We start from the raw sequence: 15,436 nt of genomic DNA, 5'->3' as shown, positions 1-15,436 counted from the left end.
GAAAAACTGGCGAGACTTGGAAGGTAAGCAGAATTTTGATATAATGGACTCATGTTTTATAGTCATAATGAAGATGAGTTGATGGCATATGGTTATCAGCTCGGTCGAAAGTTACAAGCAGGAGATGTTCTGGTGTTAACAGGAACTCTTGGTGCTGGTAAAACGACATTAACTAAAGGAATCGCAAAAGGGCTTGATATCGATCAGATGATTAAGAGTCCTACCTATACGATTGTTCGGGAATACGAGGGGCGTTTACCGCTCTATCATCTAGATGTTTACCGTATCGGAAATGACCCAGATTCTATTGATCTGGATGATTTCTTGTATGGCGATGGTGTTGCCGTGATTGAATGGGGTGAACTTTTAGAAGAGGATTTACTCGGCGATTACTTAGAAATCATTATCACTCCTTCAGGAGATGGTCGTGACATAGAGTTACAATCTAATGGCCCACGAAGTAAGGAGCTTCTGGAGGCTGTAGAACGTGGCTGAACAAGAGGTAATCGCTGAAGAAGCACAGCTTACTGATGCCAAAGCTTTAGCTAACTTGCTTAAGCAAGTTAGCTTAGAGACAGATTTTGTTGTTGCAGAGACGCTTTTGTCGCAAAAGGATATGGAAATCTTTTTGGAGCGACATCTTGCATCTGTTAATGAAATTTGTTTGGTAGTAAGAGTTGGTCATGAGTTAGCTGGTGTTTTGAATATATCTAGTACTAGCTCACCGCAGACAAATCACATTGGTGATATTTTTATTGCTGTTCAAGAAAAATATTGGGGATATGGTCTTGGCTCGCTTCTTATGGAAGTTGCTCTTGACTGGGCTTGCCACACGCCAGTGATTCGTCGTTTGGAATTAACAGTTCAAGCTAGAAATAGCAGAGCTGTTCACCTTTATGAAAAGTTCGGTTTTAAGATTGAAGCTACTAAGGAACGTGGCGCAAAAACTAAAGATGGAGAATTTCTTGACGTCTACTTGATGAGTAGGTTGATAGACTAAAAGTAAACAAATGAAACTCGGAAAAAAAATACTGCTCATGATAGCAGCAATCTTTGTAACAACAATTGTTGCATTAGGTGTTTATATTACAAGTGCTTACAGTTTTTCAACAAGTGAGCTCTCAAAAACGTTTAAAGATTACAAAACGTCTGGTTCAAGCAGCAATGCTATCAAACAGACAAAACCTTTCTCAATTCTTTTGATGGGGGTCGATACAGGAGATTCTGAACGTCAATCAACTTGGGAAGGTAACAGTGACTCAATGATTTTGGTAACTGTTAATCCTAAAACAAAAACAACGACGATGACTAGTCTTGAACGTGATATTCTAATTGAATTGACTGGTCCTGAAGATAATAATATGAATGGCGCTCAAGCTAAGTTGAACGCAGCTTATGCTTCAGGTGGGGCTCAAATGGCTATCATGACTATTCAGGATTTGTTGGATATTAAGATTGACTATTATATGCAAATCAATATGCAAGGTCTTGTTGATTTGGTTAACGCTGTTGGTGGTATTACAGTAACCAACAATTTTGATTTCCCTATTTCAATTGAAGAAACAGAGCCAGATTATACATCTTCAGTTGAACCAGGAACTCATAAAATTAATGGTGACCAAGCTTTGGTTTACGCACGTATGCGTCACCAAGATCCAAAGGGAGACTATGGTCGTCAACAACGTCAACGCGAAGTTATTCAAAAAGTTCTTAAGAAGATTTTAGCGCTTGATAGTGTATCGTCATACAAGAAGATTCTTTCTGCTGTAAGTAAGAACATGCAGACAAACGTTGAGATTTCATCAAGTACTATTCCAAGTCTTCTTGGCTATGCGGACTCTCTTAAAAATATCGAAACTTATCAATTAGAGGGTGAAGGACAAACAATTAATGAAATTTCTTATCAAATTGTAAGTTCAGATCATTTGCTTGAAGTGCAAAACCGCATCAAGAAACAACTTGGCTTAGAGGAAAGTACCGAACTAAAAACAACAGCTGTTCTTTCTGAGAACCTTTATGGTACATCAGGATATGGTTATAGTTCTGATTACAGTAGCTACAGCGATTATAGCAGTGATGGCTACAGTGATTACATAACTGATACATACTCAGAAGATGCTGCTTACCCATATTAAGATTAAAAAGCCGACCTTTGGTCGGCTTTTTAATTATTTAGTTTGAATAAAAAAGCTTGGAAAAATCCTAGCTCTTTTTATGATTGATCACTTTCTTGATATTTTGCCAAAGTTGTTTTGATTTGTTCGAGTCGACTATTTGTTTCTTGTTCAAATAAGCGACGTTTATAATCTAATTCTTGGCTAATGCTTTGAAGTTTTGGCAATTGCTGATTGATATCGTCAATAGTATGATGAATTTTTGTGATATCTTCAGCGATTTTGTCACTGATTTCATTAGCGTCAGCAATATCTGCTTTGATTTCATCGCGTTTTTGGTAAGTTTTGTAGGCTGCAAAACCAGCGCAGCTTGCAAGGCCAAATGCGACAAGACGGCTTAATTTCATGCTTCTACCTCTTTAGCAATTTGCTCTGCTAATTTTCCAAGAGCTTCGAAATCTGGTTCATGTTCTGTAAAGTTGATGGCAAATTCATCATCTTTGGCATAACGTGGAATAAGATGAACGTGAGCATGGAAAACAGTTTGTCCAGCAATTTCTTCGTTGTTGTTAACGATATTCATCCCAACTGCACCTGTTGCTTTTTGAACAGCACGCGCAACTTTTGGTAAACGTGCAAAGAGTTCTTGTGATGTTTCTTCTGACATTTCAAGGACGTTTTTAACATGTTCTTTTGGAATAAGGAGTGTATGTCCTTTAGTAGTTTGTGAAATGTCTAAGAAAGCTAAGACTTTATCGTCTTCATAAACTTTTGATGACGGAATGTCACCTGCGATAATTTTACAAAAGATGCAATTTTCCATTTGAATCACCTATAATCCTTTGATTTTGTTATAATTATTATATCAAAAAAATGTGGGTATCTTATGTTAAAAATTGAAAATGTCACAGGTGGATACATTAATATCCCTGTTTTAAAAAATATTTCATTTGAAGTTTCTGATGGTGAGTTAGTTGGTTTGATTGGACTTAATGGTGCAGGAAAATCAACAACTATTAATGAAATTATCGGACTTTTGACACCATATCAAGGACAAATTACTTTGGATGGTTTGACTTTGGCTGATAATCAAGCAGACTATCGTAAAAAAATTGGTTTTATTCCTGAAACACCAAGTCTATATGAAGAGTTGACTCTGCGTGAGCATCTAGAGACGGTGGCTATGGCTTATGATCTTGACTTTGAACAAGCAATGGCGCGTGCAAAAGAATTATTAGAGCTTTTTCGTTTGTCTGATAAATTGGATTGGTTTCCGATTAATTTTTCAAAAGGGATGAAGCAAAAGGTTATGATTGTTTGTGCCTTTATGATTGATCCTCATTTATTTATCGTTGATGAACCGTTCTTGGGATTAGATCCGTTGGCAATTTCTGACCTGACTGATTTGTTAGCACAAGAAAAGGCTAAGGGAAAAGCTATTTTAATGTCAACACATGTTTTAGATGCTGCTGAAAAGATGTGTGATCGTTTTGTGATTTTACATCATGGACAAGTACGTGCTATGGGAAATTTGGCTGAATTGCGTCAAGCTTTTGATCAGCCAGATGCTAGTCTAAATGGCATTTATATGGCTTTAACTAAAGAGGGATAGAGATGAAAGAAGTTTTTCTTAAACGACGTAGTCTTTTTTTAGGGCAATGTCTGAAATACTTACGTTATGTATTGAATGATCATTTTGTACTGGTTTTGTTGTTTTTATCAGGGTTCTTAATGGTCCAATACGGGGAATTGCTAAAACATTTTCCAAAGCAGACAATCTGGATTGACGTGATTCTGGTAATTGTGACAGTTCTTCTGCTTAGTCTTGGGAGAATTGCGACTTATATTGAAGCGCCAGATAAGTTATTTTACCTGCCTAAGGAACAAGAAGTGGTTGCTTGGATTCATCTGGCAAGAATTCGTTCTTTTGGAATTTGGGCATTTTTACAAACGGCTGTTTTGCTACTTTTAGCACCAATTTTCTTTAAGTTGGGCGTAACAGTGCCAGTTTTTGCTGCACTTTTGTTAGTGCTGATTGGTATTAAGTGGTTTATCATGCTGAGAAAAGAAAAAGTCTTTTTTAGAGATGGATATTTTTCTTGGGAGGCGGCGATTACTTATGAAAATAAGCGCCGTCAAGCTATCTTAAAATTCTTTGCTCTCTTTACAACAGTTAAAGGAATTTCTGCTAGTGTCAAACGACGCGCTTACTTAGATAAGATTCTTGGTTTGGTTAAAAAACGTCATGATAAAACTTGGTCAAATTTATATTTGCGAGCTTTCCTTCGAAGTTCGGATTATTTAGCACTGACCTTACGTTTGGTACTTCTAAGCATTTTAGCCTTGGTTGTTATTCCGAATCATTTAGTAGCAGCAGGGCTTGCTTTGATTTTTAATTATCTCTTACTCTTTCAGTTATTAGGACTTGGTAGACATTTTGAATATCAATATTTAACACGCTTATACCCTATTTCAGAAATGCAGAAAATGGCTAATTTAAAAGCTTTATTGAAACGTTTGTCTTATTTGATTTGTATGATTGAATTGTTGCTATGCTTTTCTTTGAAAGCAGCAGGGCTTCTTATTTTGATTACAATAATTGTTACAGAATGTTATCTTCCTTACAAAATTGCGAAGATGATTGACTAGGAACTGTAAAACAAGTAAAATAAAAAGTGACGAATCGTATTATATAGGAAAGAAAAGGAGGGCAGACAGGTGACAACAGTATCAGATCAGGAATTGACAATGGCACCACTTCGAGGTAAAAGTGGTAAAGCCTTTATTGGTCAATATCCAAACGGTGAAAAAATCTTTATCAAGTTTAACACGACACCAATTTTACCAGCTCTTGCTAAAGAGCAGATTGCTCCGCAATTATTGTGGGTGCGACGTACAGGTAATGGCGATACAATGAGTGCACAGGAATGGCTTGATGGAAGAATTTTGACTAAAGAGGATATGGGTAGTAAACAAATTGTCCATATTCTTTTGCGTTTACACAAGTCACGACCATTGGTTAATCAATTACTACAGTTAAACTATAAGATTGAAAATCCGTATGATTTATTGGTTGACTGGGAAAAAAATGCACCATTGCAAATTCGTGAAAATACTTATTTGCAAGGTATTGTAAAAGAATTAAAACGTAGCTTGCCAGAATTTCGTTCTGAAGTTGCGACCATTGTACATGGAGATATCAAGCACAGTAACTGGGTCATTACAACAAGTGGTATGATTTATCTTGTTGACTGGGATTCTGTTCGTTTGACAGATCGAATGTACGACGTAGCCTTTCTTTTGAGTCACTATATTCCTTACACACGTTGGGGTGAGTGGTTGAATTATTATGGCTATAAAGACAATGAAAAAGTACGCAGTAAAGTTGCTTGGTACGGACAATTTTCATATCTTTCACAAATTTTGAAATGCTTTGATAAGCGAGATATGGAACATGTCAACCAAGAAATTTACGGCTTACGAAAATTTAGGGAGTTAGTTAGTAAAAAGAAATAATGCGAGTTAGAAAACGTAAGGGTGCTGAGGAGCACTTAGAAAATAACCCACACTATGTTATCTTAAATCCAGAAGAAGCAAAAGGTCATTGGCGTGAAGTCTTTGGTAATGATAACCCAATCCACATCGAAGTTGGTTCAGGAAAAGGAGCATTCATTACAGGAATGGCTTTGCAAAATCCAGATATTAACTATATCGGAATTGACATTCAAGTATCAGTACTTAGCTACGCTTTGGATAAAGTTTTAGATAGTCAAGCACCAAATGTTCGTTTGTTGCTAGTTGATGGTTCTGATTTGACAAATTATTTTGCGGATGGCGAAATTGATTTGATGTATTTGAATTTCTCAGATCCATGGCCTAAAAAGCGTCACGAAAAACGTCGTTTGACTTATAAAACATTTTTAGACACTTATCGTCAAATTTTACCGGAACATGGTGAAATTCACTTCAAAACTGATAACCGTGGCTTGTTCGAATACAGTTTGGCAAGTTTCTCACAATATGGCATGATTTTAAAACAAGTTTGGTTAGACTTACATGCTAGTGATTTTGAAGGAAATGTCATGACTGAATATGAAGAGAAATTTTCTAAAAAAGGTCAAGTCATTTATCGTGTGGAAGCACAGTTTCAGTAAACAGCTAATGTTAGCAAAAAGAAGTTAGGCGACTAATCTTCTTTTGGAGAGGTACTTAGTGGATAGGCGTAAGAAATGCTTAGGCTTTTAGGGGTTCGATTCCCTTCCTCTCCTTACACAATTGAATATAATAAAACGTCCTTTGGTTTTGAAAACAAGTTCAACTGTTTTTTGGGGCGTTTTTTGCATCTTTAAAGATTTTAATTGTCAAGTAATATAAAATCAATTGCATTATGAAAAGGAAAACTCACTAGAGTTAATGGTGGTATGTTGTTAGAAAACGTTATTTAGGTGATATTAGCAAGTGATTTAGAGCTTGCTTAGAATAGTGAGGCTGTATGCTTTTAGGTAGAGTAAAAGAATTATTATATAAGTATCAAGGCTGGTTGACCTATCTTGGGGCTTTAATCGCTTTTAACTTGATGCTTAATTTGGCTTATGATGAGATTGTAGTTAACCATGAAAATCCTGTAAAGTTAATTGTTTCGATTGTTGTATTGGGTGTAGTTATATTCGCCTCTTATATAGGTCGAAGACGGCACATGTTGTCCTACTTTATTCTTGAAAGTTCTGATGACATCAATATGTATGCTCTTGATTTGAATTATCGTTTTATGGCTATCAATCGAAATGATATTCGTCTGATGCAAGAAATCTTTAAATTCACTCCAAAGATTGGTGATTGTCCGCTACGGCATTTAGATGCTGAAAGATCAGCAGAGCTAAAAGCTAATGTCGATAGAGCACTGAAAGGTGAGACTTTTACGTCCTTAGATACTATCGAATATGATGGTAAGACACTTTATTGGCAAAATATGTTTTCACCGATTTATAATCGTCGCAAGAAAATTATTGGAGCTTTTTCAATCGTTGTCGATGTCACCGAGCAGCGCAAACAAGAATTAGCAATGCAAAAGATGGCTTATGAGGATGTTTTAACTCAGGTCCATAACCGCCGTTATATCGAGCTTGCTTTTGACGAATGTGTTCTTAACAAGACTGAAGAGATTACGGTTATCATGTCTGATTTGAATAAATTTAAAGAGGCTAATGACATTTATGGTCATGCTCGTGGGGACCAGATTTTAATTGAATATGGTGAGTTATTAACTAAGGTTATGCCAGAAAATGCTGTAGTTGCACGGCTTGGTGGTGATGAATTTGCAGTTTTACTTTCGGGGGTTACGAAACAACAGGCAGATTTTTTGATCAATCTTGTTAAGATTGAGATGATGGTAAAAGATATGCCTGTAACGGCTTCGCTCGGTTCCTATACAGATTCTTATGAAGCACATAAGACATTTGTTGATTTTTGTGCATGTGCTGATGAGAGAATGTATCGTGATAAAAATCAGAAAGGATAAGGCTTATGATTTATCAAGATCTTGTTATTGTTATTCCTGCCTTTGAACCTGATCATCGTATGTTAGAGTTATTGAGAGATATTCGATTACGAGAAGATAAACCTTTTGAAATTGTTCTTGTCGATGATGGCAGTGGACCAGATTATAAAGCTCTATTTGATGAAGCTAAAGAAAAATATGCTTGTCATTTATTGACGCATTCTGAAAATAAAGGTAAGGGTCGAGCTTTAAAAACAGCCATCTCATACATTATTGAACATTTACCACAAGCTAAAGGTATTGTAACCATTGATTCAGATGGTCAACACACTTATGAAGATACCCTAAAATGTCTAGATGAGTTTTTAAAATATCCAGAGAGCTTAGTGCTTGGGGTTAGAAAATTCGAAAACTCTGTTCCGCTTCGTAGTAAATTTGGTAATTTATTGACTCGTGATGTTTTAGATGCTTTTACTGGTATGAAGGTTTCTGATACTCAAACTGGTCTTCGTGTCTTACCAGCTAGCTGGTTAGAAAGAATGCTCGGGGTCGAGGGGGAACGTTATGAATTTGAGATGAATATGCTTTTAGCGGCTAAAGAAGGTGGTATTCCTATTCGTGAAGTCGGTATTGCGACTATCTATCTTGATGAAAATCAATCTTCACACTTTGATGTTATTCGTGATTCACTTCGCATTTATAAGGTATTCTTTAAGTATATTTTTTCATCACTATTCTCATTCTTAGTAGATATTGTTGCTTTTACGATTTTGATTTCACTCTTTAATGGTCTCAGTCTCAGTGCGGTAACCCTTGCTTCGGTTTTAGCACGTGCCATTTCATCAGTTGTGAATTATATTTTAAATCACAAGGTTGTTTTCAAGAAGGGTAAGGCAAGTAGTGCGGTTAAGTATTTTATCTTGGTTGTTGTACAAATCATGTTATCAAGTCTTTTGGTAACCCTTGTCGGAAATGCTTTGACAGCTGTTCCAATCTCAATTGTGAAAATTGTTGTTGATGGGGCACTCTTCTTCGTTAGCTATTTTGTTCAAAAGCACTTAGTCTTTAGTGGAGGTGGAAATGAAGAAGCTTAAAAACTTACTGTATATTGCCGCCTTTCTCACCACAATCTTTTACTTGACTTGGCGCTTGCTAGCAACAATTCCGTGGCATGATTCTTGGTTTGCTTTGATTTTTGGTCTGCTATTGTGGCTGAGTGAAGTGGTTTCGGCGATTACAGGTTATATTCTGATTTTAAACAAGCAGAAGAATTTTGAACTGGAAAAACCAGAGATTTCTTATGACCGTTATCCTGATGTTGATGTCTTGATTGCCACGCATAATGAAGACCCTGATTTGCTTTACAAGACCATTAATGCCTGTACTTACTTAGATTATCCTGACAAATCAAAGGTTCGCATCTTTGTCTGTGATGATACCAATCGTCCAGCAGTTGCTAAAATCGCAGAAGAACTTGGTGTTGGTTATTTTGGTTTATCTGATAATAAAGATGCCAAATCAGGAAACTATAATAATGCGCTTAGCAAAACATCAGCTCCGCTTGTGGCAACTTTTGATGCGGATATGATTCCATACCGTGAATTTTTGATGGAAGCTGTGCCATATTTCATTGAGCAGGTTGAAGCTTACGAAAGAGGCGATCATTATGACAAGCCAAAAATTGGGTTGATTCAAACTCCACAAAGCTTTTACAATGCGGATATTTTCCAATACAATCTTTTCTCAGAAGAAACTTTGCCGAATGAACAAGATTTCTTCTCAAAAGAAATCAACGTTTTTAACAATGCGCGTGGTGCAGCGGTTTATACTGGGTCTAATACAGTTATTTTTCGTAAGGCTATTGAAGATGTTGGTGGATTTCCGACAGATACCATTACTGAGGATTTTGAACTTGGTGTTCGAATGAATGCAGCAGGTTACGTCAATTATTCAACTAAAAATCCAATGGCTAGTGGTTTAACGCCAACTGACTTAAAGAGTGTTATCAAACAGCGCGTTCGTTGGGGACGTGGGGTTATCAGAAGTAGTTATAACATGAATGTCTTCTTCAATAAAAATTTGACGAAGGGGCAACGTTTGGTTTATATCAATGGTTATCTTTATTGGTGGTCATTCTTTAGACGTTTGTTATATATCTTGGCTCCGATTTTGTACACTGTCTTTCATGTGCGTGTTGTAGTGTCAAATATTTGGTTGCTCTTCTTTTTCTGGTTGCCAAGTTACGCCTTGACACGTTTATCAATGCGTGAAGTTTCAAAAGACTATCGAACACAAGTATGGGGTGAAATTGTTGAAACGATTTTTGCACCGTATTTGGTCATTCCTTTGATGATGGAATCCTTTGGGATTAGTGAAAAGAAATTTAAGGTTACTCGAAAAGGAAATGATTCTTCATGGACTTTGTACTTGTATGCTATTCCTTATGCGATTTTATGGCTGCTTGCTATGTATGGTCTAGTAACCTTTAACTATGGTAAATTTGGTTCGGAACTTTTCTATGGTAGTATCATTAGTTTCTGGCTCTTTTATCACATTGTTAATTTGACATTTGCTATTTTCTGTGCGATTGGTCGTCCAATTTATCGATCAAGCGAACGTTTTATTGTTGATGAACCGATGACTATCGATGTTGATGGAGAGTCTTACCAAGTTAGGGTTTGTGATATTTCAGAAACAGGAATTTCCTTTAGCTCTAACTTGCCACTTTATTTACCAAAAACAAAAGAGATAACACTTCATTTGCAATCGCGAAATTATCGTGCGACTGCAAAAGGATATGTGGTTCGTGTTGTGGTGGGTGAAAATGGCTGGCGATATGGAGTGCAATTCACTGAGGTTGAACTAGCTGATATTCGTGAATTTTATCAATACATTTACGACCGTATCAATCACAATTTGCCAACGCATAAGGATTCTTGGATGACAACTTGGGATGATTTGCTTGAAAACTTTAACCGACGTTTCCAAAGTAATGAACGTCCAGTTTCAGCATACGACCAAATTGCCTTACCAAAAGTGCGTCTAAATGAGGATGTTGAATACAACGGCATAAAACGTCAACTTAGAAAGACGAATTATTATTATATGACTTTTTCTGGGCAATTAGAAAATCCGCGCAGAAAGCCAATAGTTGACTTTATCTATCATGACATGTTCTTCAAGCTTGCCTTTGTCTCTTACGATATTGATAGAGATGAGTCACTCTACCAAGTGGTGAATCTTCCAACTCTGGAAAAATTACCTGCTTTTAAAGCTTTAGCAAATGAATGGAGGGAAAAAGTATGATATCGATTTTGAGATTACTTTTATTCTTTGCTATTACCATGGGTTATGATGCCTTTTTCCGAAATGCTTTGAAGATGAATCGTCGCTTGACGTGGGTTTTCACTTTCTCATTTATTACCTTGATTTTACATCTTGGTAGTTTAGTTGGCGAGATGCTAGAGACGGTTTATGCTATATCCGTTGTTGGTTGTCTCTTAAGTCTTTATCATCTGTGGAATATCTGGAAGAAAAGAATAAAATTCCGTAAGCTAGATTACATTGCCATTGGGATGATGCTTTATTTGCTTTTGTTTGGAGTGACACTTTGGAATTCTCCAATCTTGCATTATGATAATTTTACCCATTGGGCAACGATTGTAAAATTCTTCCACATCAATAACGCTCTTCCAACGCAGTATGATACGATTATTAGTTATTATACTTATCCTGTTGGTAGCTCACTCTTTATTTATTTCTTTACGACTATTGTTGGTTTCTCAGAAGGAAGTATGCTTGTTGGGCAATTCTTCTTAATTGCTTCCTGCCTTTATGCCATGTTTGGAGCATTGCGTGATGAACGTCGCGTTCTGATGGTTGCTATGGTATTTGCATCATTTGCAGTCTTTAATACGTTTAATGTAGCCATTCGATTGAATAACTTGTTGGTGGATTTCTTGTTACCAGTGCTAGCTTTGGCTGCGATAGCGGGTTGTTTTGCCTATCGTAATCGCTTCTGGATGATGTCGCTTCATACGGCAGTTATTCTAGAAATGTTGAGCATTGTCAAGGTCAGTGGATTGTTCTTTGCTTTTCTAGCTTTAGTGGTTTACATTGCATGCATGATACGCTTGTTTATTCGTAGAAGAGCACGATTGAAGGCTTTAGCCATGATGATTTTCACTTTGGTAGCAAGCTTCTTACCGTTTATTATTTGGCAAAAGCATGTGTCTAATAATTTCCCTGACGCGGCTAGTGCTAAGCATGCTGTTTCAATGACAGATTTAAGGCAAATTTTATCAGGTCATGTTGCTGGAGTACCAGAAAAGATTATCAATCTTTTTGTTAAATCAATCTTTGATATTAATAGCTTATCAACGCAGGGCATTATTATCCTTAACTTGATTTTATTGGTTGCCTTTATTATTATTGGTATTCGCTTAAAACATATCAAGAATGTTTTGGTTACATGGTTGTTTATTGATATTTCCATTGTGACTTACTATATTAGTATTCTCTTGATGTATCTAACAGCTATGCCGACAGATGAGGCTTTAGAGTTAGCTGGTTTTGAACGCTATGCTTCAAGTATGGTTATCTTTGCTTTTGGTTATCTGGTTATGGCACTTGCTTGGGAAATGGACAAATCCCTTTATGAACAAACCATTAGTCAACGTAATGCCAAATCCTATAAGAGCTTGTGGAATAAACGCTTGTACCAATACGCAACTTTGGGATTAACAGTTTACGCAGTGGGAATGTTGTTATCTGAAAACAACAGCATTGTCTTTAATAATAATCAAGAAACGAATAAGGTTTCTAAAGAGCTTCACAAGCTCACTGGAAATAACATGAATTCAACGAAAAAACGAATTCTTGTTGTAACAGCTGATAAAGAACATGTAGATAGTTTCTTTGTTCAATATGCTAGTCGTTATTATCTTTGGGATGTTAATGTTGATGCTAGGGAAAATTTTGTCTCAGCAGATAAAGAATTCTTAGATTTGATGAAGTCTTATAATGATAATGCAACAAGTTACTACCTTTGGAATGAAAATATTGAAGCTAGAGATGATTTTAACTTCACAGATAAAGATTTCATTGCCTTATTGAAGACTTACGATGAAGTGGTGATTTTGGATGATCACTACACTTTCAATGCTTTGACTAAGAAACTTTTTGGACGGACGTATGCTCCAGGAGTTTACAAAACATCAGATATTCTTTCTGGTAAAGGATGATTTTTCCTAGTCTAATAAGCTTTTGACTTGTCAAGGACATCAAATTATGTTACTATAATATAAAATAAGTAGAAGGAGGCGGAGTTTGTAACTTCGCCTCTTGTGTGTGCTTAATATCATTTTGGTGTTAAGCATTCTACTAATATCGTTGGTCTGCTTATAAGCTAGCCAATGTGATGAACTTTCTATTTTAATTTTGATAGATGAAGGAGGGGATTCTTATCGCAAACGCAAATACAATCATTGAATTGGTTACTGAAGCTGTTGCACCTGCTATTAAAGATCCGTTCGAATTGGTTGATGTTGAGTACGAAAAAATGGGCAGCGATTATGTCCTTAGTATCTTGATTGATAAACCTGAAGGAATTACAGTAGATGATACAGCTGAATTAACAGAAATTATCAGTCCTCTACTTGATGGCATCAAACCAGATCCATTTCCTGAACAATACATGTTGGAAGTGTCTAGCCCTGGTTTAGAGCGTCCGTTGAAGACTAAAGAAGCCCTTGAAAAGGCTGTAGGTTCTTATGTCAATGTGAGTCTTTACAAAGCTATCGATAAAATTAAGGTATTCCAAGGAGACCTTGTTGCTTTTGATGGTGACACATTGACAATTGATTATTTGGACAAAACACGCAAGAAAACCGTTGAAATTCCATATTCGACAGTTGCAAAAGCGCGTTTGGCAGTGAAATTGTAGTCAAACCACATTAACAAACTACAATCTGATTTTACTTAGATATAAACGAAAGGATTACGCTCTACTTATCCAGTAGAGCAATGAAAAAAATGAGCAAAGAAATGCTAGAAGCCTTCCGTATTTTGGAAGAAGAAAAACACATTAACAAAGACGATATCATCGACGCTGTCAAAGAATCTTTGAAATCAGCATATAAACGTCGTTATGGTCAATCTGAATCATGTGTTATTGAATTCGACGACAAAAAAGGAGACTTTAAAGTCTACACTGTTCGTGAAGTTGTTGAAGAAGTTTTTGATAGTCGTCTAGAAATCAGTTTGTCAGATGCATTAAAAATTAGTTCAGCTTACGAACTAGGTGACAAAATTCGTTTTGAAGAATCTGTTGCTGAATTTGGTCGTGTTGCTGCTCAGTCAGCTAAACAAACAATCATGGAAAAAATGCGTCGTCAAATCCGTGAAGTGACTTACAATGAGTACAAACAACACGAAGGCGAAATCATGACTGGTACAGTTGAACGCTTTGACCAACGTTTCATCTATGTTAACCTTGGTTCACTTGAAGCTCAATTGTCACACCAAGATCAAATTCCTGGTGAAACATGGAAATCACATGACCGTATCGAAGTTTACGTCTACAAAGTTGAAAACAATCCAAAAGGTGTTAACGTCTTTGTAAGTCGTAGCCACCCTCAATTTATCAAACGTATCATGGAACAAGAAATTCCTGAAGTATTTGATGGAACAGTTGAAATCATGAGTGTTTCACGTGAGGCTGGAGATCGTACAAAAGTTGCTGTTCGTAGCCACAATCCAAATGTTGACGCTATCGGTACAATCGTTGGTCGTGGTGGAAGCAACATTAAAAAAGTTATCAGTAAATTCCATCCAAAACGTTATGATGCTAAAGCTGGTGTTGAAGTTCCTGTTGAAGAAAACATTGATGTTATCCAATGGGTTGAAGATCCAGCAGAATTCATCTATAACGCTATTGCACCAGCTGAAGTAGACATGGTTCTTTTCGACGAAGAAGACAGTAAACGTGCTACAGTTGTTGTTCCTGACAACAAATTATCACTTGCTATCGGTCGTCGTGGACAAAACGTTCGCTTGGCTGCTCACTTGACTGGCTACCGTATCGACATTAAATCTGCTTCAGAATATGAAGCCCTTGAAGCTGAACGTGAAGCACATGAAGCACCAGCTGAGGAAGTTGTTGAATCTGCTGATACAGAAGTTGTAGCAAACGACGCAGAATAAGAAAGATAGAGGTGTTTCATGGCTAAAACACGTAAAATACCTTTAAGAAAATCAGTTGTTTCAGGTGAAGTGATTGATAAACGTGATTTACTTCGCATCGTCAAAAACAAAGAAGGAGAGATTTTTATCGATCCAACTGGTAAGAAAAATGGCCGTGGAGCTTATATTAAACTTGATAACGCAGAAGCGCTTCAAGCCAAAGAAAAACGCGTCTTTAACCGTAGCTTTTCAATGGAGGTTCCTGAATCGTTTTATGATGAATTGATTGCTTACGTAGATCACAAAGTCAAAAGAAGAGAGTTAGGTCTTGAATAACCACCAAAGATTGTCAAATTTAATTGGACTAGCACAGCGTGCAGGAAAAGTAATTTCTGGAGAAGAATTGGTCATTAAGGCTATCCAGACTGGAAAAGCTAAGCTTGTTTTTCTAGCAAATGATGCTGGTGATAATTTGACAAAGAAAACAACTGATAAAAGTCATTATTACAAAGTAGAAGTCTCCACAGTGTTTAACACACTGGAATTAAGTGCTGCGCTTGGTAAACCACGTAAAGTGGTTGCCATAGCAGACGCTGGATTTTCAAAGAAAATGAGGACTCTTATGAACTAACAGAATAGGAGG

17 protein-coding genes and 1 tRNA gene are annotated in these 15,436 nt (G+C 36.6%); 16 read left to right on the top strand and 2 right to left on the bottom strand.

Annotated features, from left to right (window positions below; translation table 11 throughout):
- Positions 1-51 precede the first annotated feature (51 nt).
- From tsaE to brpA, 3 genes are read left to right on the top strand one after another with little or no spacing between them, the layout of a single operon-like run.
- Positions 52-495 carry a tRNA (adenosine(37)-N6)-threonylcarbamoyltransferase complex ATPase subunit type 1 TsaE gene (gene tsaE / locus B4D49_RS09215; protein WP_132869666.1) on the top strand — a complete coding sequence of 148 codons (444 nt, stop codon included), beginning with the start codon at positions 52-54 and terminating at the stop codon, positions 493-495.
- Positions 488-1,000 (top strand): GNAT family N-acetyltransferase, encoded by a 513-nt coding sequence (locus tag B4D49_RS09210; RefSeq protein WP_286784177.1) that lies wholly within the window; start codon positions 488-490, stop codon positions 998-1,000. Before tsaE ends, B4D49_RS09210 begins: the two co-directional genes overlap by 8 nt.
- A gap of 10 nt (positions 1,001-1,010) precedes the next feature.
- A complete protein-coding gene (gene brpA, locus B4D49_RS09205) occupies positions 1,011-2,135 on the top strand; it encodes a biofilm formation/cell division transcriptional regulator BrpA (RefSeq protein WP_286784176.1) in 1,125 nt (374 codons plus the stop codon).
- A gap of 77 nt (positions 2,136-2,212) precedes the next feature.
- Here brpA and B4D49_RS09200 read toward each other — a convergent pair whose 3' ends face one another.
- Entirely contained in the window at positions 2,213-2,521 is a 309-nt protein-coding gene (locus tag B4D49_RS09200) for a hypothetical protein (RefSeq protein WP_132869663.1), read from the bottom strand.
- On the bottom strand, positions 2,518-2,937 hold the full coding sequence (locus B4D49_RS09195; protein WP_132869662.1) for an HIT family protein: 420 nt from the start codon (positions 2,935-2,937) through the stop codon (positions 2,518-2,520). Before B4D49_RS09195 ends, B4D49_RS09200 begins: the two co-directional genes overlap by 4 nt.
- Positions 2,938-3,000: 63 nt before the next feature.
- Between B4D49_RS09195 and B4D49_RS09190 the strand changes: the two genes are divergently transcribed.
- The 13 genes from B4D49_RS09190 to B4D49_RS09130 all read left to right on the top strand — a co-directional run bounded on the left by B4D49_RS09190 (position 3,001) and on the right by B4D49_RS09130 (position 15,424).
- On the top strand, positions 3,001-3,726 hold the full coding sequence (locus B4D49_RS09190) for an ABC transporter ATP-binding protein (protein ID WP_286784175.1): 726 nt from the start codon (positions 3,001-3,003) through the stop codon (positions 3,724-3,726).
- Positions 3,727-3,728: 2 nt separating this feature from the next.
- Positions 3,729-4,763, top strand: a complete 1,035-nt coding sequence (locus B4D49_RS09185) for an ABC transporter permease (RefSeq protein ID WP_286784174.1) — start codon at positions 3,729-3,731, stop codon at positions 4,761-4,763.
- 69 nt (positions 4,764-4,832) lie between these two features.
- The gene (ccrZ, locus tag B4D49_RS09180) at positions 4,833-5,630 is read left to right on the top strand and encodes a cell cycle regulator CcrZ (RefSeq protein ID WP_414717977.1); all 798 of its coding nucleotides are present in this window, start codon (positions 4,833-4,835) and stop codon (positions 5,628-5,630) included.
- A complete protein-coding gene (trmB, locus tag B4D49_RS09175) occupies positions 5,630-6,268 on the top strand; it encodes a tRNA (guanosine(46)-N7)-methyltransferase TrmB (protein WP_039695961.1) in 639 nt (212 codons plus the stop codon). Before ccrZ ends, trmB begins: the two co-directional genes overlap by 1 nt.
- A 45-nt stretch (positions 6,269-6,313) precedes the next feature.
- Positions 6,314-6,382: transfer RNA gene (locus B4D49_RS09170), tRNA-Ile, on the top strand.
- Positions 6,383-6,606: 224 nt separating this feature from the next.
- Positions 6,607-7,632 (top strand): sensor domain-containing diguanylate cyclase, encoded by a 1,026-nt coding sequence (locus B4D49_RS09165; protein WP_132869219.1) that lies wholly within the window; start codon positions 6,607-6,609, stop codon positions 7,630-7,632.
- 5 nt (positions 7,633-7,637) lie between these two features.
- Positions 7,638-8,705, top strand: a complete 1,068-nt coding sequence (locus B4D49_RS09160) for a bifunctional glycosyltransferase family 2/GtrA family protein (RefSeq protein WP_199544778.1) — start codon at positions 7,638-7,640, stop codon at positions 8,703-8,705.
- A complete protein-coding gene (locus tag B4D49_RS09155; RefSeq protein WP_286784173.1) occupies positions 8,692-10,917 on the top strand; it encodes a glycosyltransferase family 2 protein in 2,226 nt (741 codons plus the stop codon). Before B4D49_RS09160 ends, B4D49_RS09155 begins: the two co-directional genes overlap by 14 nt.
- Positions 10,914-12,854: a hypothetical protein gene (locus tag B4D49_RS09150; RefSeq protein ID WP_286784172.1), complete on the top strand. Its 1,941-nt coding sequence runs from the start codon at positions 10,914-10,916 to the stop codon at positions 12,852-12,854. The genes B4D49_RS09155 and B4D49_RS09150 overlap by 4 nt, the downstream gene beginning before the upstream one ends.
- Before the next feature lie 203 nt (positions 12,855-13,057).
- A complete protein-coding gene (gene rimP, locus B4D49_RS09145) occupies positions 13,058-13,555 on the top strand; it encodes a ribosome maturation factor RimP (RefSeq protein WP_074482633.1) in 498 nt (165 codons plus the stop codon).
- 89 nt (positions 13,556-13,644) lie between these two features.
- Positions 13,645-14,814 (top strand): transcription termination factor NusA, encoded by a 1,170-nt coding sequence (gene nusA / locus B4D49_RS09140; protein WP_286784190.1) that lies wholly within the window; start codon positions 13,645-13,647, stop codon positions 14,812-14,814.
- Between the two features lie 18 nt (positions 14,815-14,832).
- Positions 14,833-15,129: an RNase P modulator RnpM gene (gene rnpM, locus B4D49_RS09135; protein ID WP_074482634.1), complete on the top strand. Its 297-nt coding sequence runs from the start codon at positions 14,833-14,835 to the stop codon at positions 15,127-15,129.
- Complete coding sequence (locus B4D49_RS09130; RefSeq protein ID WP_132869159.1) at positions 15,122-15,424, top strand: YlxQ-related RNA-binding protein; 303 nt, start codon at positions 15,122-15,124, stop codon at positions 15,422-15,424. Before rnpM ends, B4D49_RS09130 begins: the two co-directional genes overlap by 8 nt.
- Positions 15,425-15,436 lie beyond the last annotated feature (12 nt).

Origin of the sequence: Streptococcus sp. UBA4344, assembly GCF_002393675.1 — a bacterium.
Classification (GTDB): domain Bacteria; phylum Bacillota; class Bacilli; order Lactobacillales; family Streptococcaceae; genus Streptococcus; species Streptococcus vicugnae.
Note: the sequence above shows the minus strand (reverse complement) of the source record. Positions and strands in the feature narration are given on the sequence as shown.